Genomic DNA, 21,504 nt, shown 5'->3' on the forward strand with positions numbered 1-21,504 from the left:
GGCCGGCGATGGAGGTTCGCCGCGCTAGATGCGCAGCAGGCGGTCGGGTGGCGGAATCAGATCGGGCACGTGCGAGACGTAGCGCCGTGTTTCGCCGCGCAAGTGCGGCGCCCCCTTGGGCAGGGGCAGATTGGGTTGCGACGACAGGACTGCGCTGGCCGACAGGTGGTGGCAGGCGTCGCAGTCGTTGCAGGGGTCGGCCGGGCTGGCGTCGTCCTGGCTTGCAGCCGCGGACGCGCTCGCGGTTGAGGATGAATGCTTGTGGGTGTGGTGGCCCGGGTGCATGGTCTTTTCATTGTGCGTGCAATAGGCAGCACCCGCCGCCCAGGCGGCCTGGAAGGGCATGGCGAACAGCAGCAGGATGAGGAAAAGACGGCGCATCGGATCGGTCGTGGTCGAATGGCGCGCGACCGGATGATCGCGCGCCAGATGCCATTAAATACCCTGTAGCGGCTGGAGGGTCAAGGATTATCGTCGCGACGCGCCATACGCGTTGCAGGCAGGCCCCGACTAATCCACCAGCACGCTCGCAAGCGGCTGCGGTACAGGCTGCGTTTCCTGTGCACCGCTGCGTGCAGGCACCGGCACATCGAACTGATAATCGGCCGCGGCATGCACTTCCCAGCCGCCGTCGCCCGTCAGCCACAGCACGTGCGTATGGTGGCGCAGCACGCCGGCGCGGTGCGCGACGCTGACCAGCGTCGTGCCCTTGTCGCGCAGGCGCTTGTACAGCGACGACTCGTTGGCAGAGTCTAATGCGCTGGTCGCTTCGTCCAGGATCACGATGGCTGGCTCGTGCACCAGCACGCGGCCGAACGCCAGGCGCTGCTGCTCACCGATCGACAGCAGCTTTTCCCAGTCGAGCGTGGCGTCCAGGCCCCCGACGCGCTCGGCCAGATACGGCAGGTGCACCTGCTCGAGGATGGCGGTCAACTGCGCGTCGCTCAGCGAGGTGCGGGTGCTTGGATAGATGAGCTGGCTGCGCAGCGTGCCCGGCTGCAGATACGGCTGCTGCGGCAGGAAGAAGAAATCCTCGCGCGGCGGATGATGAATCACCCCACTGCCCTTGTTCCAGAGCCCGGCAATGGCGCGCAGCAGCGAGCTCTTGCCGCAGCCGCTGTCGCCGTTGATCAGCAGCGCGTCGCCGGGCTTCAGCGACAGCGTCAGGTCCTTGATCAGCACGCGGTCGGACTGTGGCGGGCACAAGGTCAGCGACTCGAGTGCCAGACGGTCGCCAGGGGTACGCGTGATGCGAGCCTGCACGTCGCACGGATTGCCGGCCGGCGGCTCGGGCATCACATGCATGGACAAGGTCTGCAGGCGGCCAATGCCGGCGACGAAGCGGCTCAGGCTTTCGAAGTTGTCGACGATGACGCCGACCGCTGTCAGCACCGCCGTGAAGGCGCCGGCCGCCTGTACCGCGCGCCCCACTTCGAGCTCGCCCGACAGGACGGCATCGGCCAGGATCACGAACGGCAGCACCAGCGTGAGCTGACTGAAGGTACGCTGGAACAGGTTGAGCGCGCGCTGCTTCTTGATCAGGCGCGAAAAATTATGGATGACCTTGTTGAATTTGCTGTCGATGTGCGCGCGCTCCTGCGCTTCGCCGCCATAGAAGGCGATCGACTCGGCATTCTCGCGCAGGCGAATCAGGCTGAAACGGAAATCGGCTTCGCGTCGCAACTGCCAGAAATTCAGGTGAATCAGCGGATTGCCGAAGACGAGCAGCGCGATCATCGTACCCAGCACGGCATAGGCTACCAGCACGGCCACCAGCACGTGCGAGATCGACCACAGCACGGCGCTGAACGCCACCAGCTGCATCAGCGACCCCAGGAAAATCAGCATGAAGTGGACCGAGCGGCCGGTGAACGTGTTCACGTCCTCGCAGATGCGCTGGTCGGGATTGTCGATCTCCTGGTTCGAACCCAGCTCATAGTATTTGCGGCCGCCGACGTAACCATCGAGGAAGCGCCGCGTCAGCCAGCGCCGCCACTTGTTCGCGAACAGGTCGCGCATATAGTAGTAGAACGCGTAGATCGGCACGGCGAACGCCAACACAATCAGGCAGGCCTGGACCGCGCCCCAGAAGCGGTTGCGGTCCTTGCCGGCCAGCGCCGAGGTCAGCTCGCCAGCTTGGTCGTTCAGCATCACAGCGAGCTTGGTTTCCACCAGCATCAGCACGATCAACAGTGCGAGCAGCAGCCATGCCCGCTTGCGCTCATCGCCCAGCCAGTACGGCTTGGCGACACTGACGAACTGTTTCCATGCCGCCACCGACAAGGGCGGGCCTCTGCGCTTTTTCTTCGTGTTGCCAGGAATGCCGCGTGGCGTTCCCTCGTCAAGCGTCTGTGTATGGTCCGTCATGATTCTGCAATGCCTGTTCCCGGCGCGTCCGACCACGAAAACGCGTCCGGTGGTACGTTGATTCGTGCTGGCATCGGCAGCGATGATCGCCGATGTCTGCAAACCTGCGAACTGTATTTACCCAGTTCACGTACGCAGCATACGGTCGTGTCAGCAAATAATCCGTGCGGAAACAGACATAGCAACACTATCTTGAGGGAATCCTTACAGGAAGCACGATCAAAGGCGGCGAGCCGATCGACGGGCGTGCCGTCAGTGCGCTTCCAGCAGGGTCAGGTCAGGAAACTGCCTCACCCGGTAGCGGATCGGGTAGGTGTCCGGTTCTGGCGTCATGAGGTGCCCCGCGAACGCGCTCACCGTATCCCAGTCATACATACCGGCACGCTGCGCCTCCCCCTGGTCATTGAAGCGTACCAGGGCGATCCTGTCTGACTTGGGCAGGAGCGCATCGACCCCCTCGGACCAGGTGCAGAGGCTGAATTCATGGCGCGCATGCTTGTCTTGTGCCAGCATGAAGCTGGCGACAAACAAGTCGATGTCGTGTTTTTCATGCAGATCGTCGAGAAGTGTTTTCTGGTCCGCATAGTCTTCGGCCAGATAGCGCTGGCGCAATTGGGCCAGGCCGCGTGCAACCTCCTCGTCTTCAGGCATATAGGTTTGTGCGCTGCCGTTCCGAAAATGGTACATCGCCGCCGATACCGTGCGGCCCTGCTCTTGACTGGCAGTACTGGCCAGGGCAAGCATGGCTAGTAACGCACGGCGATCTCCAGCCGGGGCCAGCAATATGCTGTCGCGCGTGGGAATCATCGCGACCGGGTCGCTGATGCCGGCGCGGTGGATCACGTCCGACAGCAGAAGGCGGGACGAGTCGTAGGCATCGTTCCAGTCGCCGACCATCACGCCATCGGGGCTGCGTACGAACCCGCCACCCGGGATGGTACGCAGATTATCGAGCGCCACATCCAATGCCGCCTCAAACGACACACCCCATGTATCGAGCTGCGCTGCAGTCACGATGCTCATCGAATCGGCGTCATCGACGGCAATCACGGTCACGACATCCTCGCCAAGTGGCGCCGTAGACGTACCAAGCAATGCCGTTCCCGCAAAACGTGCCGACAGACGTAGCGACTCGGCGTACGAGCGCGCCCGAACGGCCGGCAGCAGGTTGGCCCTGACATCCTCGAAGCGCTGCGGAAGCGAGGTGTCGCGCAAGATGGCCATGCACATCTTGAGAAAGCGCGGGCGATCGGCGCGCGCAGCATCACAATATTGTTTATGCAGGTTGGTGAGATTGACGATCCGGTCGCCGTTTGTACCGGTGAGGATGCGGGCCCGGTCCGCGTCAAAGTGCATCGGATGGGCAAAGCTGCTGCGCTGCGCATGCGCCATCAGCGCCTGTGCGAACTTTTTCAGGGATGGCTTGAATTGTAATAGTGTCAGCATGGCGCGCCTTGATCGTGGTGATCCACGAATGTAGCGTACCGGATTACCGGCGTCGAATCGCCTTGCATAACGCATCGATCCGGCGCGTCAAGCTGGCAGCGCCGTCCGATTTTCTCCCGCACACCGGCGTAAAAAAACCGCCAGGCTCACGCACTGGCGGTTTTTTCATATTGCAGGGTGATTAGACCGCTGCGCCTTCGACCGGATCGGCAGCCTTCATCGACAGCTTCAGACGGCCGCGCTCGTCGGTCTCGAGAACCTTGACGCGCACTTGCTGGCCTTCTTTCAGGTAGTCGGCAACAGCGTTGACACGCTCGTTGGCGATCTGCGAGATGTGCAGCAGGCCATCCTTGCCTGGCATGACCTGGACGATCGCGCCGAAGTCCAGCAGTTTCAGCACGGTGCCGTCGTAGGTCTTGCCCACTTCGACCGATGCGGTCAGCTCTTCGATGCGGCGCTTGGCTTCCTGGCCGGCGGCAGCGTCGACCGACGCGATCGTGACCACGCCTTCGTCGCTGATGTCGATCTGGGTGCCGGTCTCTTCGGTCAGCGCGCGGATGACGGCGCCGCCCTTGCCGATGACGTCACGGATCTTCTCTGGGTTGATGCGGATGGTGATCAGGCGTGGCGCGAAGTCCGACAGTTCGGTCTTCACGGTTGGCATGGCCTTCTGCATTTCGCCCAGGATGTGGTGACGGCCTTCTTTGGCTTGCGCCAGTGCCACCTGCATGATTTCCTTGGTGATGCCCTGGATCTTGATGTCCATCTGCAGCGCGGTGATGCCTGCTGCGGTACCGGCCACCTTGAAGTCCATGTCGCCCAGGTGATCTTCATCGCCCAGGATGTCCGACAGCACGGCGAACTTGCCGCCTTCCTTGATCAGGCCCATGGCGATACCGGCCACGTGCGATTTCATCGGCACGCCGGCGTCCATCAGTGCCAGGCAGCCGCCGCAGACCGAGGCCATCGACGACGAACCGTTCGATTCGGTGATTTCCGAAACCAGGCGCACCGAGTAGCTGAAGTCTTCCGGATCCGGCAGCGCAGCGATCAGCGCGCGCTTGGCCAGACGGCCGTGGCCGACTTCGCGGCGCTTCGGCGTACCGACGCGGCCGGTTTCGCCGGTGGCGAACGGAGGCATGTTGTAGTGCATCATGAACGAGTCGGTGTACTCGCCCATCAGCGCGTCGATCTTCTGGCTGTCGCGTGCAGTGCCCAGCGTGGCAACGACCAGCGCCTGCGTTTCACCGCGCGTGAACAGGGCCGAACCGTGGGTACGTGGCAGCACGCTCGAACGGATCGAGATCGGACGCACGGTGCGGGTGTCGCGACCGTCGATGCGTGGCTCGCCTTCCAGGATCTGCGAACGCACGACCTTGGCTTCCATGTCGAACAGGATGTTGCCGACGTCGCCAGCATCTGCCGTCACGCCAGCGGCGCTCAGGTCAGCCATCACTTCGGACGACAGCGACTTCAGCTTTTGCTGGCGCGCCGATTTCTCGCGGGTCTGGTACGCATCGCGCACTTTCGCGCCGGCCAGTTCGCCGATACGGGCGATCAGTTCTTCGTTCTTTGGCGCTGGCGCCCATTCGACTTCCGGCTTGCCGCCTTCGGCGACCAGGTCGTGGATCGCATCGATCACGACTTTCATCTGGTCATGACCGAACACGACGGCGCCCAGCATGATTTCTTCGGACAGTTGCTTGGCTTCGGATTCCACCATCAGGACGGCGGTTTCGGTACCGGCCACGACCAGGTCCATCTGCGAAGTCTTCAGCTCGGTGGTGGTCGGGTTCAGGATGTACTGGCCATTCGCGTAGCCGACGCGCGCGGCGCCGATCGGGCCACTGAACGGGATGCCGGCGATGCACAGGGCGGCCGACGCGCCGATCATCGCAGGGATGTCCGGATCGATTTCAGGGTTGACCGACAGCACGTGGATGATGACCTGGACTTCGTTCAGGTAGCCTTCCGGGAACAGCGGACGGATTGGACGGTCGATCAGGCGCGAGGTGAGCGTTTCTTTTTCGGAAGGACGGCCTTCGCGCTTGAAGAAACCGCCCGGGATTTTACCCGCAGCATACGTTTTCTCGAGGTAGTCGACGGTCAGCGGGAAGAAGTCCTGGCCCGGCTTGGCATCCTTGCGTGCGACCACGGTTGCCAGCACGACGGTATCTTCGACCGACACCACGACGGCGCCGCTTGCCTGGCGCGCGATTTCGCCCGTCTCCAGGGTGACAGTGTGTTGACCGTACTGGAAGGTTTTCGTAACTTTGTTAAACATGGGGTATCCCTTTCATTTTGCCGACAGATTTTCAGGTGCTGTCGTTCACCTCTCACCACGGGCCGTTCACGAACAGAACAGCCTTGCAACAACAAACAAACCGCTCGAAAACGAAAAATGCCCGCGACAGAGAACTGGCGCAGGCATCTTCAGACTTAAACCGTCTGGCGCAAACGAATTACTTACGCAGGCCCAGTTTGGCGATCAGGTCGCGGTAACGGTTCAGATCCTTGTTCTTCAGGTACGACAGCAGGCTCTTGCGACGGTTGACCATCATGATCAGACCACGACGCGAGTGGTGATCTTTCTGGTGGGCCTTGAAGTGGCCGTTCAGGTCGTTGATGCGTGCGGTCAGCAGTGCAACTTGCACTTCTGGCGAACCGGTGTCTTTTTCGCCGCGTGCGTTGTCCGCGATAATCGCGGCTTTGTTCAGAGTTTCTACGGTCATGATGTTACCTTTCACATGCGGTGCAAGAGTCGCAACCCAGCGCACCGTGATTGATTAAAATGCCTGCCCGGATTCGGACAGACCGGCAAGTATAGTGCAAAACGCGGGTACCGACCAGCGTTTGCCCGCCCTGCCGCCAAGTAAAGGACAAAATAATGCAACCAATGATGAAAATAACAACGCTGGCTGCCACGCTGTTGCTGGCAGCGTGCGCCACGCGCCCTGCCCCGCTGCCGGGCGAAACAGCCGATGTGGTCCAGGCCAAGCTCGGCAAGCCGACATCCATCTATGTCGAACCCGATGGCGCGGCGCGCTCGCTCGAATACGCGACGGGGCCGATGGGCCAGTACACGTGGATGGCACGCCTTGGCCCCGATGGCCGCTTGACGGCCTACGAGCAGGTGCTGACCGGTGAGAAATTTGCCACGATCAAGATCGACCAGGCGACCAAGGAGCAGGTGTTGCGCACAATCGGACGCCCTGCCGAACGCTCGCGCGTGGCGATGCAGAACTACGAGGTCTGGTCGTACCGCTACAAGGAGGCTGGCGTCTGGAACTCGCTGATGCACGTGCACTTCGACGAGGGAGGCGTCGTGCGCCAGATGATGAACGGGCCGGATCCGATGTACGAGCCGAGGGACCGCAGCTCCTGGTAGGGGCTGCGGTATAGCGTCGCTTAGCGCGCGGGCGGCAGCTTGCGCCCGCCGTCGCTGTGCACGAAGTCTTCGATCGCGTCGAGCGACGGCGCCAGGCGGCGCAGCGAGCTCGATAGCGTGGCGAGCAGCGTGACGTGGTTCACGCCGGTAAAACTCACCTCGCGCACCGGCACACCTGTCGCGCGCATGCGGTCCGCCAGCGCGCCCGTGTTGCGCTCGGGATCGACCGTCGAATCGTTGCGCGCCGCGATCAACAGCGCGGGCGGCGCATTGACCGTCACGTGGTTGATCGGCTGCGAATCCCGCGGCGTATTCGGGTACAGGAACACGGGGCGCGTCGTTTCATTTTCGACAGGCAGGAAGTTGTACGGGCCGGCCATGCCGATCCAGCCGCGCAGGATGCTCGGGGCCGTGCCCTGCGCCCGCAGCCAGCGCGGATCGAGCGCCAGCATTGCCGCGTTGTAGGCGCCGGCACTGTGGCCCATCGCATAGATGCGTTTCGGATCGCCGCCATACGCCTTGATCCGGCGCGACGTCCAGGCCAGTGCTTCGGCGCTGTCGGTCAGGAAGTCCGGGTAGCGCACCTGCGGATACAGGCGGTAGTCGGGAATGACCACCACGAAACCACGCGCCGCCAGCGCGCGGCCGACGAAAGCATAGTCGCCGCGCTCGCCGTTGACCCAGTTGCCACCGTAGTAGAACACGATGACGGGCGCCGGGCCGGTCCAGTTTTCAGGGCGGTAGATATCCAGCACGTGACGTGGATTGGTGCCGTAGGCGGCCGAGGCCACCGTGCGCGTGGCACCGCTCGGTGAGACCGCATTGACCAGCGACAGCGGCGAGCAGGCCGCGAGCAGCCCCGACAGCAGCAGGACGGTGGCGGCGCAGGCCGCGAAGTAAGGAGCTCTCATGGTTCGGGCAGCCTGTGATCAGCGGTGGAGGTCGTCGTCGGCGTCGTCGAGCGGAATGATGCTGACCCGCTTGCCTTTTGCACGCTGCCACACATACACGGCGTAACCCGACAGGCCGTAGATCACGAAGATCGGCCACAGCACCTTGGGCGGATCGATCGCCAGCAGCGCCAGCACCAGCGCAATCAGGAACACGGCGATGAACGGCACCGACTTGCGGAAATTGATGTCCTTGAAGCTGTAGAACGGCACGTTCGACACCATCGTCAGGCCGGCGAAGACCGTGATGCACCACGACACCCACTCGACCTTGCGCGGGATGACGCTGATGTCGGGATCGATCATCATCATGATAAAGCCGATCACGAGCGCCGCAGCAGCCGGGCTGGGCAAGCCCTGGAAGAAGCGCTTGTCGACCACCTCGATATTGGTATTGAAGCGCGCCAGGCGCAAGGCGGCGCAGGCGCAGTAGATGAAGGCGGCGACCCAGCCGACCTTGCCAAGGCCGTTGAGCGACCATTCGTACATCACGAGCGCCGGCGCGGCGCCGAACGAGACCATGTCGGCCAGGCTGTCGTACTGGGCGCCGAATTCACTTTGGGTATTGGTCAGGCGGGCGATGCGCCCGTCCAGGCCGTCGAGGATCATCGCGATGAACACGGCCCAGCACGCCTGGTCGAACCGCTGGTTCATCGCCATGACGATGGCGTAGAAGCCACAGAACAGCGCGGCCGTGGTGAAGGCATTGGGCAGCAGGTAGATGCCGCGGCTGCGCTCACCTGCCGCCCGTGCTTGCGTACGGGGCGCAAAACGCTTTTTCAGGCGGGAGAATCGTGGACCTTTGGGCGGGGTCCCTGGCTTTCTTCTTCGTGGAAAAGTTGGCATAAGCAATCGTATTCAAGTGAGCCGCCGAGCGACTGTTCCCAACCATTATAGAGGCGGGACCCGTGTTAGCGAAACACTACGCTAACCCGGCTGGCAATTGCATGTCGCCTACTTGAAGGCGCAGTCAACATTAAATAGAGCTGAGCCATGAACTGATGAGCAGTTTCATGGTCCAACGCCTGTCCCCAGCGTCAGGAGTCGCGCATGAAAGCGCCCCGTTTCAAGAACTGGTTTGCCAGGTTGTCAGCGCTGAATCCGCCACAGCGCCGGCAAGTGCTCGACGCCCTGCATCCCGCAGCTGGCCTCGACCAGGTGGTCGCACTGATCGCGCAAGCCAGAGCACCAGCGCGCTGCTGCCCCAGTTGTGGCAACCAACGCTGCAATCGGCACGGGTTCGCCAACGACCTGCAGCGTTTTCGCTGCTGCGCCTGTGGCCGCACGTTCAACGACCTGAGCGGCACGCCGCTGGCGCGGCTCAGGCACAAGGCCAAATGGCTCGCGTATTCGCAGGTGCTGCTCGATTCATTGTCCGTGCGCAAAGGCGCAGACCAGGTCGGCGTGCACCGCAACACGGCATTCCGCTGGCGCCACCGCTTTCTCGAATGGGTCAAGCTCGACCGGCCTGTATCGCTCAACGGCATCGTGGAGGCCGATGAGACATTCCTGCTCGAATCGCAAAAAGGATCACGCACGCTCGACCGCCCGCCACGCCGACGGGGTGGGCGCGCGCCCACGCGGGGCATTTCCCGCCATCTCGATTGCATCCTGGTAGCACGCGACCGGAATGGCCGCACCATCGATGCCGTCACTGGCCGTGGCGCACTGACGGCCGCGCAACTCGAACGCGATTTGCTGCCCAGACTTGACCCGCAGGCGCTGTTGGTCAGCGACAGCCACGCCGCGTACCGGGCCTTTGCACGCAAGCACAGGATTGCGCACGAGACGGTCAATTTGCGCGCCGGTGTGCGCATCAGGCATTCGGGTAGCCGCGCCATCCACGTACAGAACGTGAACGCGTATCACGGGCGCTTCAAGGCCTGGCTACTGGGCTTTCGCGGGGTGGCATCGCGCTACCTGCCCAACTACCTGGGGTGGCGCTGGGCACTGGACGGCGGGCGGGTCAATTCAGCAGAACAATTGTTTTGCATCGCAATCGGCGTCATCAACAGACAACGCTGACTGCGCCTACTTGAACACGACTGTGCCGGATGGCGCCTTATTTGAACTTGACCTTGCCCACCAGGCGCATCTGCAGCGTGGTTTCGCCTGGCTCGAAGCTCGGTTCAGCCATCTGGTCGCCCATGTCGGCCTTCATCATCATGGCGCGGCTGCCACTGACTTCAACCCGCTGTGCCTGTGCGTAATTGCCCGAGCCTTCAAAGTCGACCGTATCAAGCACCGCGTCGCCCGGCTGGCGGCCCATCGCCTTGGCGATCGAGACAATGCGCTCGTTCAGGTTCTGGTACGTGGCGGCGATGCGCTGGTCGTCGAGGCGCTTTTCGGTCGCCGGGGTCAGGCCGAAGTTGATGTTATTAATCTGCAGGACCTTCTGCGCGGCGGCGGCCGTTTTCGGCAACGCGGCCAGATTCGTGGTCTTGACTTCCAGGTACTGGCCGACGCGCCAGGCGATCGGCACCGGCTTGACGGGCGCGACCACGCGACCGACCGGCTGTGGCTGCACTTCCGGGTACACCGGGTACGTGTAATAGCCCTGGGTTTTCAGTTCGGCTTTCGGATCGGCGCGGCGCACGATCTCGGTGCCCTCTTTCATCTTGCGGTTGACGCGGTCGGCGGCGGCGTTCTTGTCCTTGTCGTGCTCTTCGACGGCGAAGGTGATCGTCGCTTCGTCATTGACGTGCTTGACTTCGCCAAAGGCCGGGACAATGACCATGGTGCCGGTGGTCGCGGTCGACGGCGCGGTCTGCGCCTGGGCAGCGCTGAAGGCCAGCACGAGGGCGGCGGCGACGAGGGATTTGGTGAATGCCATTGTTGTTCTCCTGTGAGTTGCGACGTATGTCCGGCGTAGTTATACGATACCGTGCACAGGGAAAACATCGGTAATTTGTAATGGACAGTTGCAAATGAGTAGCTTTTGAAACGTGTTCGCAATCGTCAGATGAACGCGTGGACGGCGAGCCGTCCACCCTACGAGGTGTGCGCGACCGATTTTTCCACCGCACACATGTTCGTAGGGTGGACGGCCCTGCCGTCCACGCGTCGATCGCTAACGCCACACCACCGCACGCGATGGTCTGGCCACGAACTTAGTTCTTCGACTGATCCACCAGCTTGTTCTTCGCAATCCACGGCATCATCGCGCGCAGCTTCGCGCCGACTTCTTCGATCGGATGCTCGGCCGTCAGGCGACGACGCGAGATCAGGGTCGGTGCGCCGGCCTTGTTTTCCAGGATGAAGCTCTTGGCGTATTCGCCGGTCTGGATGTCCTTCAGGCACTGGCGCATCGCGTTCTTGGTGTCTTCGGTCACGACGCGCGGGCCGGTGACGTATTCGCCATATTCCGCGTTGTTCGAGATCGAGTAGTTCATGTTGGCGATGCCGCCTTCATAGATCAGGTCGACGATCAGCTTGAGTTCGTGCAGGCACTCGAAGTACGCCATCTCCGGCGCGTAACCGGCTTCGGTCAGCGTCTCGAAGCCCGCCTTGATCAGTTCGACCGCGCCGCCGCACAGCACGGCCTGCTCGCCGAACAGGTCGGTCTCGGTTTCTTCGCGGAAGTTGGTTTCGATGATGCCGGCGCGGCCACCGCCGTTGGCCATTGCGTACGACATGGCGATATCACGGGCGGCGCCCGATTTGTCCTGGTACACGGCGATCAGGTGCGGCACGCCGCCACCTTGCGTGTAGGTGCCGCGCACCGTGTGGCCTGGCGCTTTCGGCGCGACCATGATCACGTCGAGGTCGGCGCGTGGAACGACCTGGCCATAGTGCACGTTGAAGCCGTGGGCGAATGCCAGTACCGCGCCCTGCTTGGCGTTCGGCTCGATGTTCTGCTTGTAGACTTCGGCGATGTTTTCGTCCGGCAGCAGGATCATGATGACGTCGGCGTTCTTCACTGCCTCATCGACTTCCGCCACTTTCAGGCCGGCTTGCTCGACCTTACCCCACGAGGCGCCGCCGCGGCGCAGGCCGACGGTGACATTGACGCCCGATTCGCTCAGGTTCTGTGCGTGCGCATGGCCTTGCGAGCCGTAACCGATGATGGCAACGTTCTTGCCCTTGATGAGGGAGAGGTCGCAGTCCTTGTCGTAGAAAACGTTCATTTTTTTATCCTGTTATTTAATTTGAATTGTGTGATGTTGAGCGTTGCTCAAACTTTCAGAATGCGTTCGCCGCGGCCGATGCCCGAGCCACCGGTACGCACCGTCTCGAGGATCGAGGCGCGGTCGATGGCGTCAATAAAGGCATCCAGCTTCGATTTGGCGCCGGTCAGCTCGATCGTGTAGGTCTTTTCGGTGACGTCGATGACGCGGCCACGGAAGATATCGGCGGTGCGCTTCATTTCTTCGCGCTCCTTGCCGACCGCGCGCACCTTGATCAGCATGAGCTCGCGCTCGATGTGCTGGCCTTCGGTCAGGTCGACTACCTTGACGACCTCGATCAGGCGGTTCAGGTGCTTCGTGATCTGCTCGATGATGTCGTCCGACCCGGACGTCACGATCGTCATGCGCGACAGCGTCGCGTCTTCGGTCGGCGCCACGGTCAGCGTTTCGATGTTGTAGCCGCGCGCCGAGAACAGGCCGACCACGCGCGAGAGCGCGCCGGCTTCGTTCTCCAGCAGGACAGAAATAATATGGCGCATTTACAGGTCCTCCGAGCCAAGCAGCATTTCGTTCAGGCCGCGGCCCGCCTTGACCATCGGCCACACGTTTTCACTCTGGTCGGTGATGAAGTTCATGAACACCAGGCGGTCTTTCATGGCGAATGCGTCGCGCAGCGCGCCGTCGACATCGCCCGGTTTTTCGATGCGCATGCCCACGTGGCCATAGGCCTCGGCCAGCTTTTCGAAGTCCGGCAGCGAATCCATGTACGACTCGGAATAACGCGAGCCGTAGTCGATCTGCTGCCACTGGCGGACCATGCCCAAAAAGCGGTTATTGAGCAGGATGATCTTCGGCGTCAGGTGGTATTGCTTGCAGGTGGCAAGCTCCTGGATGCACATCTGGATCGAGCCTTCGCCAGTGACACAGGCCACGGTGGCATCCGGATTGGCCATCTGCACGCCCATCGCGAATGGCAGGCCCACGCCCATCGTGCCCAGGCCACCGGAATTGATCCAGCGGCGCGGCTTGTCGAACGGGTAGTACTGCGCGGCCCACATCTGGTGCTGGCCGACGTCGGACGTGATGAACGCGTCGCCATCGGTGACCTTGTGCAGCTGCTGGATCACGGACTGCGGCTTGATCAGCGTGTCGGAGCTCGCATACGCCAGGCAATCGCGGCCACGCCATTCGGCGATCTGCTTCCACCACGATTGCAGCGCAGGCGCATTCGCGTGGCCATTGCCGGCCTCGAGCTGCGTGAGCAGTTCGATCAGCACGTCCTTGACGTTGCCGACGATCGGGATATCCACTTTCACCCGCTTGGAAATCGACGACGGGTCGATGTCGATATGGATGATCTTGCGCGGATGCGAGGCAAAGTGCTTCGGGTTGCCGATCACGCGGTCGTCGAAACGGGCACCGATGGCAATCAACACGTCGCAATGCTGCATCGCCATGTTCGCTTCATAGGTGCCGTGCATGCCTGGCATGCCGACGAAATGCGGATCGGACGAACGCGACGCGCCCAGGCCCATCAGCGTATTCGTGATCGGAAAGCCCGTGGTCTCGACCATGCGGTTGAGCTCATTGGAGGCATTGGCCAGGATGACGCCGCCGCCCGCATAGATCATCGGCCGCTCGGCGTTCTGCAGCAGCGCGACCGCTTTGCGGATCTGGCCGGCGTGGCCCTTGTCGACCGGACGGTACGAGCGCATGTCGACTTCGCGCGGGTACTCGAACAGGCATTTGTTGACCGTGATGTCCTTCGGGATATCGACCAGCACGGGACCGGGCCGGCCGGTGCGGGCGATGAAGAAGGCTTTCTTGATGGTCGAGGCCAGGTCGCGCACGTCCTTGACCAGGAAGTTGTGCTTGACCACGGGGCGGGTGATGCCGACCGTGTCGCATTCCTGGAACGCATCCTGGCCGATCGCGTGACTTGGCACCTGGCCCGAAATCACGACCATCGGGATCGAGTCCATATAGGCGGTCGACAAGCCGGTGACGGCATTGGTGACACCCGGACCGGACGTGACGAGAGCGACGCCCACGGTGTTCGAGCTGCGCGAATACGCATCGGCAGCATGCACCGCGGCTTGTTCGTGGCGAACGAGAACGTGCTGGAATTTATCTTGCTGGAAGATCGCGTCGTAGATATACAGAACCGCGCCGCCCGGATAACCGAAAACGTGCTTGACGCCCTCTTCTGCCAGACAACGGACAACGATTTCAGCGCCCGTGATGGGGACTGTTGGATCGAAACTCATAACCATTCCTTTCAAAACCCATAGGGTTGATTGATCGGATGCTCGTTCCTGGCGATATGCGTGCTGCGCTTACAACCCTCAGGCTCCACTTCTTTCTGCGTGCACGTCGATGGTTCGGGTCGCCGTAGGGACCGTACGCATTGACGCTGGGCGCAACTCGTTAGGCTTGAGTGTTTGTAGCGGTTGGACGCATCTCTCGCGCTTGTGGCACGGGTCGGAGCAAACTGCCTACAAATGAAAGCGTGCCATGGCGGACGGGGCGTTGTGGGCGACTCCCGCATGACGTTGATGCTTTGAGGGTGCAAAGCGTGAGGAACACCATACCGCGCCGCACCATTCTGGTCAAGCTTTGTCTTTCGACAAGACGCGACCTTTGTTGGCGCATCTAGCTGGCAGGGTGCGCCTGCCAGGTAGGCGCTGGGGACAACGCACCGCACTGCGTCGTAGCGCGCACGCTCTGACCCGCTCGATTTTGGTGCACGTACAGTGCGTGTGTTGTAAATCCGGCGCACCGCAGTAAAATCCAGTTTATTGCCACACGGAAATCGACCTTCAAAGAAAAAACGCTTAAGATTATTTCTTCGAAGATTCGGTTTTTTGCTCACCCTCTGTTCCGGATTCAGCTATGCAAGCGCCCCAAGACAATCTCCAGGAAATGGCCATGGCCGCCATGACGGCCATCGACCGCGCACAGGCGGTGATCGAGTTCGATCTCGAAGGCCGCATCCTGCATGCCAACCGCAATTTCCTGCTCACCCTCGGTTACGAGCAGGATCAGGTCATCGGGCGCCAGCATGCGATGTTCTGTGAACCCGCCTACCAGCGCTCGCCCGAATACAAGATGTTCTGGCACAGCCTGGCCAAGGGCGAGTTCCACACCGGCGAATTCAAGCGCATCCGCAGCGACGGCGCACCGGTCTGGATCCAGGCCACCTACAGCCCGATCTTCGACGCCGACGGCAAGCCGGTCAAGGTGGTCAAGTTCGCCACCGACATCACCGAGCAGAAGCTGCTGGCCGCCGAATCGCGCGGCAAGCTCGACGCGATCGGACGCTCGCAGGCAGTCATCGAATTCGATATGCGCGGCAATGTCTTGTCCGCTAACGAAAACTTCTTGCGCACCATGGGCTATACCGAAGACGAGATCGTCGGCTCTCACCACACACTGTTCTGCGACCCGGAACTGGCCAAAAGCGCTGAATACCGCCACTTCTGGGCCGACCTGGGCCAGGGCCGGTTCCAGGCCGGACGCTTCCAGCGTCGTGGCAAGCACGACGCCGACATCTGGATCCAGGCCACCTACAATCCGATCCTCGATGCCACCGGCAAACCGTACAAGGTCGTCAAGTTCGCGATGGACGTGACGGACCAGGTGCGGCGCGAAGAACTGGTGAGCGCCAAGATTGACGCCATCGGTACGGCACTCGACGGCCTGGGCCGCTCGATCACCACGATCGCCGACGGCGCGCGTGAGTCGGCCGCGATGGCGGCGCGCACCCAGGACGGTGCGGCCAGCGGCAGCCGCCTGCTGGAACGCTCCAAGGGCGCCATGCAAGCCATCCAGACCTCGTCCGGCGACGTGCGCGAAATCATCGACACCATTACCAGCATCGCCGGCCAGACCCATTTACTGGCCTTCAATGCTGCGATCGAGGCGGCGCGCGCGGGCGAGCATGGGCGCGGCTTTTCGGTGGTGGCCAACGAGGTGCGCAAGCTGGCCGAGAAATCGGCCCTTGCAGCGCGCGAGATTTCCAAGCTGATCAACGAGACGGTCAGCCGCGTCGACGAAGGCACCCGCCTGGCCGGCGATGTGGAAGATGCGTTCGAGCGCATCCTCGAGTCGGTCGCCGCCACCAGCAGTTCGATCGCCGGCATCGGCAGCGCAACCCACCATCAGGCCGACTCCACCCGCGACGCTTCGCGCCTGCTGGCCGAGCTCGAGGCAGTGGCGCGAGCGCGCTAGGCCATGCCGGCCACTTCCAGCGCGCGGCTGACGCTGGCGCGCATCCGGATCGGTGAAGTCGGGATCGGCATACGGATCGAAGCCGTGCTCCAGGCGCTGCCGTTGCCAGAGACCTTCGGTCGCCTGCCCCTGCGCACCCACGCTCTGCTCGGCATGGTCGAGCACGACGGCATGGCCGTGCCGGTGGTCGACCTGGCGCGCTGGCTCGACGTCGGCGCAGCGCCGGCGGGCGCCGTCCCGCAACTGCTGTTACTGCGCGACGGTGACCGTACCGTCGGCCTGCGTGTCGATGCGCTCGAGGAGCTGGTCGAGGTCGAGGCAGCAGCGCTGCAGCGCCTGCATCACGGCGACGATCCGGATGACGTGTTCCACAGCGCTGTGCCGGCCGGGAACGGCGTGCTTCTGAGCCTGCTGGAAGTGACCCGGCTGGCCGATCTGGCACAGTGCTGGAGCACGGCGCCGACGGCCGCCACGGCCGCTGCGCCCGCTGAGTCCACTGCCCCGCCCCTGGCCGAGACCCTGCAACGTACCTGCTACGCGCTCCTCGACACCGGCCACGGCCTGATCGGTGTCCCACCAGCCGCGCTGGCCGAAGTGCTTGCCTTGCCGGCGCTGACGCATATCGGCAGCAGCGCCTGGTGCCGCTGGCACGACAGCCAGCTCGCGCTGATTGCCAGCACAGCGCTGTTCCAGGCGCCTGGCGTCGATACGCGCGTCGCTGCGGCGCCCCTGCTCGCCGTGTTGCAGCACGCCGACCTGGCGCTGGGTGTGCCGGTGCAGGCCGTGCTGCGGCTCGAGGAATTCGGTCCCGGCGTGCCCAGCACGGATGGCGTTGGCGAGAACGTCATTGACGCCAGCGGCGCCACGGTGCTGCTGGTCGACGTCACGCGTCTGCTGGCACGGCATCCCGAAGCGGCGCTGGCGCGCGGCGACGGCGTCATGGCCGCCGCCAGCACCAGCACAAGCGCCGGCGCCGGCAATGCCGAAGCCTATATCGTGTTCGATGCCGCCGGCCTGCAGGCGCTGCCACTCGCCGCAATCGAACAGATCGTGCCGCTGGACGTACCGCAGGGCCCCACCATGGCCTGGCAGGGCGCGGCGATCCCGCTGATCGACCTGCGTGGGGAGGCACCAGGCACGGATGGCGCGGATGGCGCGGATGGCACGGTACTGGTGGCGCAGGGCGCGCACGGGCTGGCCGGCCACATTGTGCGCCGCGTGCAGTCGCTGATTCCTGCTGGGGCCGGGCGCATGTTCAACATGGGCGCCAACGGCACTGAGTTCATCACGACCGACGATGGCGGACAGGAAGCCACTTATCGGATTACGACACTGGGCGCACCGCAGGCGGCGAACTGAGCCAGGCAGCCTTGCGTTTCAGCGCTGCATGCCCCAGCGCCGCACCGTCACGCGCTCCAGCGTCTGGAACACGCAGCGCTCGATCGCCAGGCCAATCAGGATCACCGTGGCCAGGCCCGCGAACACTTTATCGGTGAACAGCTCGTTGCGGTTCTGGAAGATGTACCAGCCCAGACCGCCCTGCCCCGACGTGCTGCCAAAGACCAGCTCCGCCGCGATCAGCGTGCGCCAGGCAAAGGCCCAGCCGATCTTCAGGCCCGACAGGATCGACGGCAGTGCCGCCGGCACCAGGATCTGCAGCACCATGCGCAAGCCGCCCAGGCCATAGTTACGCCCGGCCATGCGCAGTGTCTCGGGCACGGCACGAAAGCCGGCACTGGCATTGAGCGTCAGCGGCCACACGACCGAATGGACCAGCACCATCAGCAGGCTGCCCTTGCCCAGGCCGAACCACAGCAGCGCCAGCGGCAGCAGCGCAATGGCCGGCAGCGGGTTGAACATCGACGTCAGCGTGTCGATCAGCTCGCGTCCGAAGCGGTTCGACACGGCCAGCCAGGTCAGCAGGAACGCGATCGCCACGCCCAACAGGAATCCCTGCACGAGGATGGCCAGCGACACCGTTACATAGCCGATCAATTCGCCCGACGCGATGCCATCGATGAATGCGCGAGCCGTCTGCAGCGCGCCTGGCAGCAGTAAATCGTTGTCGACCCAGCGCGCCAGCAACTCCCACAGGATGACCAGCGCCAGCAGAATCGCGGGCTTGCTCAACCAGCCCCAGCGGTTGACCGGCCCGGTGCTGACCAGGGCCGGGTCGGGCGCTGCACGTTGCAGCGCGATGTACTCGGGCCGGACCGGCGGTTCGTGCACGGCGTTCATGGTTGCACCAGCGCGGGTTGTGGTTGGACAGCGGGCGCATCGGCGTCAGCACCGAACAGCAGCGCGTGGATGCGCTGTGTGGCAGCCTGAAACTCGTGGCTGCCCGCACTGGCCAGGCTGAACTGGTGACTATTGAGTTCGGCGCGCACGCGGCCCGGGTGCGGCGAGAGCAGCAGGATGCGGTTGCCCACCACCAGCGCCTCTTCGATCGAGTGCGTCACGAACAGCATCGTGAAGCCGATCTCGTCCCATAGCGCCTGCAGCTCTTCCTGCATGCTGCGCCGGGTCAGCGCATCGAGCGCGGCAAACGGCTCGTCCATCAGCAGCACAGCCGGCTGCATCGCCAGCGCGCGGGCAATCGCCACCCGTGCCTTCATGCCTCCCGACAGCGTGTGCGGATAGGCATCGGCAAACCGCGCCAGTCCGACCTTGCCGAGCCAGTGGCGGGCGCGCACCTCGGCCTCGGCCCGCGCAACGCCACCGGCCAGCATCGGAAACAGGACGTTCTGCTTGACCGTCTTCCACGGCGGCAGCTGGTCGAATTCCTGGAACACGACGATGCGGTCCGGGCCCGGCCCCGTGACGGGCGTGCCGCCCAGGTGCAGACTGCCCGCGCGCGGCGCGATGAAGCCGCCGATGGCTTTGAGCAGCGTCGACTTGCCGCAGCCCGACGGCCCCAGCAGCACGAAGCGGTCGCCCCGGTAGACGTCGAAGCTCACATCGTCGGTCGCGCGCACGACGCCGCGCTCGCTGGCGTATTCCAGCGTCACATGTTGGGCGCGCAGCAGCGGTTCCGGCGGCACCAGGTTGAAGGGGGCAATGGCGCGCATATCAGCTTCCGTTGGCGATGGCCGGATGCGCGAAGAAGTAATCGCGCCACGATGCCGGCTTGTTCTTGATGGCGCCGACCTGGTGCAGGAACTGCGCCAGTCCCAGCGTGTTTTGCGGCGCCACGCTGAACTGCGTCTTCGGGTCCTTGATGACCTTGAGCAGCAGCGCCCGGTCGACGCTCCCCTTGTTCACGCGCAGATAGGCATCGGCCGCGCCTTCCGGATTGGCGGCAATATATTGCGCAGCTTCAGCCAGCGCATCGATGAAGGCGCGGTAGGTCTTCGGATTGTCCTTCACGTACTTCTCGGTGGCATACAGCACCGTGGCCGACGACGGCCCTCCCAGCACCTGGTACGAGTCGAGCACGACGTGCGCATTGGGGTTGCCCGCCAGCTCGAGTTGCTGGAACGGCGGCGCGGCGAAATGCCCGTTGAGCTCAGTCTTGCCGGCGATGAGGGCAGCGGCCGCATCCGGATGCGGCACCGTCTGCGTGAGCGGATCGAGCTTCTTGAACTCGGCCAGGCCCCACTGTTTTGCCGCTGCCATCTGCAGGATGCGCGCCTGCACCGACACCGTCACGGCCGGTAACGCAATCCGGTCTTTCGCGCTGAAGTCGGCAATCGTCTTCACGGCCGGATTGGTGCTGACGAGGTAATACGGAAAGCTCCCCAGTGACGCGATGCCGCGCACGTTCTGGCGGCCCTTCGTGCGATCCCAGATCGTCATCAACGGGCCGACGCCGGCGCCGGCCACGTCGATGGAGCCAGAGAGCAGCGCATCGTTGACGACCGCGCCACCCGACAGCTTGACCCAGTCCACGTCGACATCGATCCCCTGCTTCTTGCCATGCTTTTCGATGAGCTTCTGGTCTTGCGCCACATTCAGCAGCAGATAGACCACGCCAAACTGCTCGGCCACGCGGATCTTGCCTTCGGCCTGCGCCGTTGACGGCAGCGCCAACGTCAGCGCGGCGGCCAGTGCCAACAATTTTGTAGTGAGATTCATGGGTGTCCTGGAATGAGGTCAGAAAGGCACGTCGCCTTCGATCGTCGTGCGGTACAGCTTGCGGCGCAGGTGGTCCGGGCAACCTGCCGCCAGGTGCATCAGCGAGCGGTTGTCCCAGAACACCATGTCGTGTGGCTGCCATTGATGGCGGTAGACATACTCGGCGCGCGTGCCGTAATCGAACAGTAAATCGAGCAGTTCGCGGCTGCGCTGTTCGGACACGCCCAGGATGCGGGTCGTGAAATGCTCGCTGACGAACAGCGCGCGGCGGCCCGTCTCGGGATGCGTGCGCACGACCGGGTGGCTGACCGGCCTGACTTCGTCGATCTGCGTCTGGGTCAGCTGCGGCCGGTACGGGTTGCGCTGGCGCAGTTCGTCATAGCGCGCCAGATACCAGTGCTCGGCCTGCAATCCTTCGACCTCGCGCTTGAGGTCATCGGGCAAGGCGTCCCACGCCGCGTGCTGGTTGGCGAACAGCGTGTCGCCGCCCTCGGCCGGCAGCTCCTGCGCATGGAGCATCGAGCCCAGACTCGGCGTCTCTTTATAGGACAGGTCGGAATGCCAGAAGTGGCCGGCGTCGCCCAGCCCGACCGGCTTGCCGTCCTGCTGGATATTAGAGATGACGAGCACCTCGGGTTGCTCGGGCAGCTGAAAGTTGCGCAGCACGTGGATCTGCAGGGCGCCGAAGTGGCGGCTGAAGTCCACCTGCTGCGCGGGCGTGATGTGCTGGTCGCGAAACACGAGCACGTGGTAATCGAGGTGCGCGCGGTGCAGCCGCGCAAGATCGGCCGTGGCCAGCGGCAGCGACAGGTCGAGGCCGATGACTTCGGCACCCAGTGGCGCGCCGGGAAACGGATGGATGGCAAAGGACTGGCGGGCAGAATCGAGTGGCATGGCGATGGCGTGGCTGAATGATCGTGTT

At 63.3% G+C, this 21,504-nt stretch carries 19 protein-coding genes; 4 read left to right on the plus strand and 15 right to left on the minus strand.

The genetic code is table 11. The features are described from left to right. Positions 1-24: 24 nt before the first annotated feature. The 5 genes from ACZ0AJ_RS12660 to rpsO form a co-directional block, all read right to left on the minus strand. Complete coding sequence (locus tag ACZ0AJ_RS12660; RefSeq protein ID WP_499455008.1) at positions 25-381, minus strand: hypothetical protein; 357 nt, start codon at positions 379-381, stop codon at positions 25-27. Positions 382-510: 129 nt separating this feature from the next. After that, positions 511-2,367 (minus strand): ABC transporter ATP-binding protein/permease, encoded by a 1,857-nt coding sequence (locus tag ACZ0AJ_RS12665; RefSeq protein ID WP_499455010.1) that lies wholly within the window; start codon positions 2,365-2,367, stop codon positions 511-513. Between the two features lie 252 nt (positions 2,368-2,619). Continuing rightward, positions 2,620-3,813: a DUF1444 domain-containing protein gene (locus tag ACZ0AJ_RS12670; protein ID WP_499455012.1), complete on the minus strand. Its 1,194-nt coding sequence runs from the start codon at positions 3,811-3,813 to the stop codon at positions 2,620-2,622. Between the two features lie 181 nt (positions 3,814-3,994). After that, on the minus strand, positions 3,995-6,097 hold the full coding sequence (pnp, locus tag ACZ0AJ_RS12675) for a polyribonucleotide nucleotidyltransferase (RefSeq protein WP_258834934.1): 2,103 nt from the start codon (positions 6,095-6,097) through the stop codon (positions 3,995-3,997). Between the two features lie 178 nt (positions 6,098-6,275). After that, complete coding sequence (gene rpsO / locus ACZ0AJ_RS12680; RefSeq protein ID WP_183555352.1) at positions 6,276-6,545, minus strand: 30S ribosomal protein S15; 270 nt, start codon at positions 6,543-6,545, stop codon at positions 6,276-6,278. Between the two features lie 164 nt (positions 6,546-6,709). On the opposite strand from rpsO, the gene ACZ0AJ_RS12685 reads away from it, so the two are divergent. After that, positions 6,710-7,201, plus strand: coding sequence for a hypothetical protein (locus ACZ0AJ_RS12685; protein ID WP_499455014.1), 492 nt, complete (start codon positions 6,710-6,712; stop codon positions 7,199-7,201). A gap of 20 nt (positions 7,202-7,221) precedes the next feature. Here the strand turns inward: ACZ0AJ_RS12685 and ACZ0AJ_RS12690 are convergent, their stop codons facing one another. Both ACZ0AJ_RS12690 and pssA read right to left on the minus strand, forming a co-directional pair. Beyond that, complete coding sequence (locus tag ACZ0AJ_RS12690) at positions 7,222-8,112, minus strand: alpha/beta hydrolase (protein WP_499454866.1); 891 nt, start codon at positions 8,110-8,112, stop codon at positions 7,222-7,224. Positions 8,113-8,130: 18 nt separating this feature from the next. Further along, a complete protein-coding gene (pssA, locus tag ACZ0AJ_RS12695) occupies positions 8,131-8,997 on the minus strand; it encodes a CDP-diacylglycerol--serine O-phosphatidyltransferase (RefSeq protein ID WP_183555354.1) in 867 nt (288 codons plus the stop codon). A gap of 204 nt (positions 8,998-9,201) precedes the next feature. On the opposite strand from pssA, the gene ACZ0AJ_RS12700 reads away from it, so the two are divergent. Continuing rightward, positions 9,202-10,176: an IS1595 family transposase gene (locus ACZ0AJ_RS12700; RefSeq protein WP_499454868.1), complete on the plus strand. Its 975-nt coding sequence runs from the start codon at positions 9,202-9,204 to the stop codon at positions 10,174-10,176. A 37-nt stretch (positions 10,177-10,213) separates the two neighbouring features. Here the strand turns inward: ACZ0AJ_RS12700 and ACZ0AJ_RS12705 are convergent, their stop codons facing one another. The 4 genes from ACZ0AJ_RS12705 to ACZ0AJ_RS12720 form a co-directional block, all read right to left on the minus strand. Further along, the gene (locus ACZ0AJ_RS12705; RefSeq protein ID WP_499454870.1) at positions 10,214-10,984 is read right to left on the minus strand and encodes an SIMPL domain-containing protein; all 771 of its coding nucleotides are present in this window, start codon (positions 10,982-10,984) and stop codon (positions 10,214-10,216) included. A 277-nt stretch (positions 10,985-11,261) separates the two neighbouring features. Continuing rightward, positions 11,262-12,278, minus strand: a complete 1,017-nt coding sequence (ilvC, locus tag ACZ0AJ_RS12710) for a ketol-acid reductoisomerase (protein ID WP_183555357.1) — start codon at positions 12,276-12,278, stop codon at positions 11,262-11,264. Positions 12,279-12,325: 47 nt separating this feature from the next. Then, on the minus strand, positions 12,326-12,817 hold the full coding sequence (ilvN, locus tag ACZ0AJ_RS12715) for an acetolactate synthase small subunit (protein ID WP_183555358.1): 492 nt from the start codon (positions 12,815-12,817) through the stop codon (positions 12,326-12,328). Next, positions 12,818-14,545 (minus strand): acetolactate synthase 3 catalytic subunit, encoded by a 1,728-nt coding sequence (locus ACZ0AJ_RS12720; protein ID WP_499454872.1) that lies wholly within the window; start codon positions 14,543-14,545, stop codon positions 12,818-12,820. It abuts the gene before it with no gap. A gap of 625 nt (positions 14,546-15,170) precedes the next feature. On the opposite strand from ACZ0AJ_RS12720, the gene ACZ0AJ_RS12725 reads away from it, so the two are divergent. Then, on the plus strand, positions 15,171-16,508 hold the full coding sequence (locus tag ACZ0AJ_RS12725) for a methyl-accepting chemotaxis protein (RefSeq protein WP_499455018.1): 1,338 nt from the start codon (positions 15,171-15,173) through the stop codon (positions 16,506-16,508). Between the two features lie 3 nt (positions 16,509-16,511). Beyond that, positions 16,512-17,867 (plus strand): chemotaxis protein CheW, encoded by a 1,356-nt coding sequence (locus tag ACZ0AJ_RS12730; protein ID WP_499454875.1) that lies wholly within the window; start codon positions 16,512-16,514, stop codon positions 17,865-17,867. Between the two features lie 18 nt (positions 17,868-17,885). Here the strand turns inward: ACZ0AJ_RS12730 and ACZ0AJ_RS12735 are convergent, their stop codons facing one another. From ACZ0AJ_RS12735 to ACZ0AJ_RS12750, 4 genes are read right to left on the minus strand one after another with little or no spacing between them, the layout of a single operon-like run. After that, on the minus strand, positions 17,886-18,746 hold the full coding sequence (locus tag ACZ0AJ_RS12735) for an ABC transporter permease (RefSeq protein WP_499454876.1): 861 nt from the start codon (positions 18,744-18,746) through the stop codon (positions 17,886-17,888). Continuing rightward, positions 18,743-19,576 (minus strand): ABC transporter ATP-binding protein, encoded by an 834-nt coding sequence (locus ACZ0AJ_RS12740; RefSeq protein ID WP_499454878.1) that lies wholly within the window; start codon positions 19,574-19,576, stop codon positions 18,743-18,745. Before ACZ0AJ_RS12740 ends, ACZ0AJ_RS12735 begins: the two co-directional genes overlap by 4 nt. Before the next feature lies 1 nt (position 19,577). Then, positions 19,578-20,582 carry an ABC transporter substrate-binding protein gene (locus ACZ0AJ_RS12745; RefSeq protein ID WP_499454879.1) on the minus strand — a complete coding sequence of 335 codons (1,005 nt, stop codon included), beginning with the start codon at positions 20,580-20,582 and terminating at the stop codon, positions 19,578-19,580. A gap of 18 nt (positions 20,583-20,600) precedes the next feature. After that, positions 20,601-21,476 (minus strand): TauD/TfdA dioxygenase family protein, encoded by an 876-nt coding sequence (locus ACZ0AJ_RS12750; RefSeq protein WP_499454880.1) that lies wholly within the window; start codon positions 21,474-21,476, stop codon positions 20,601-20,603. Positions 21,477-21,504: the final 28 nt, after the last annotated feature.

The organism is Telluria sp. AC161, from assembly GCF_979258535.1.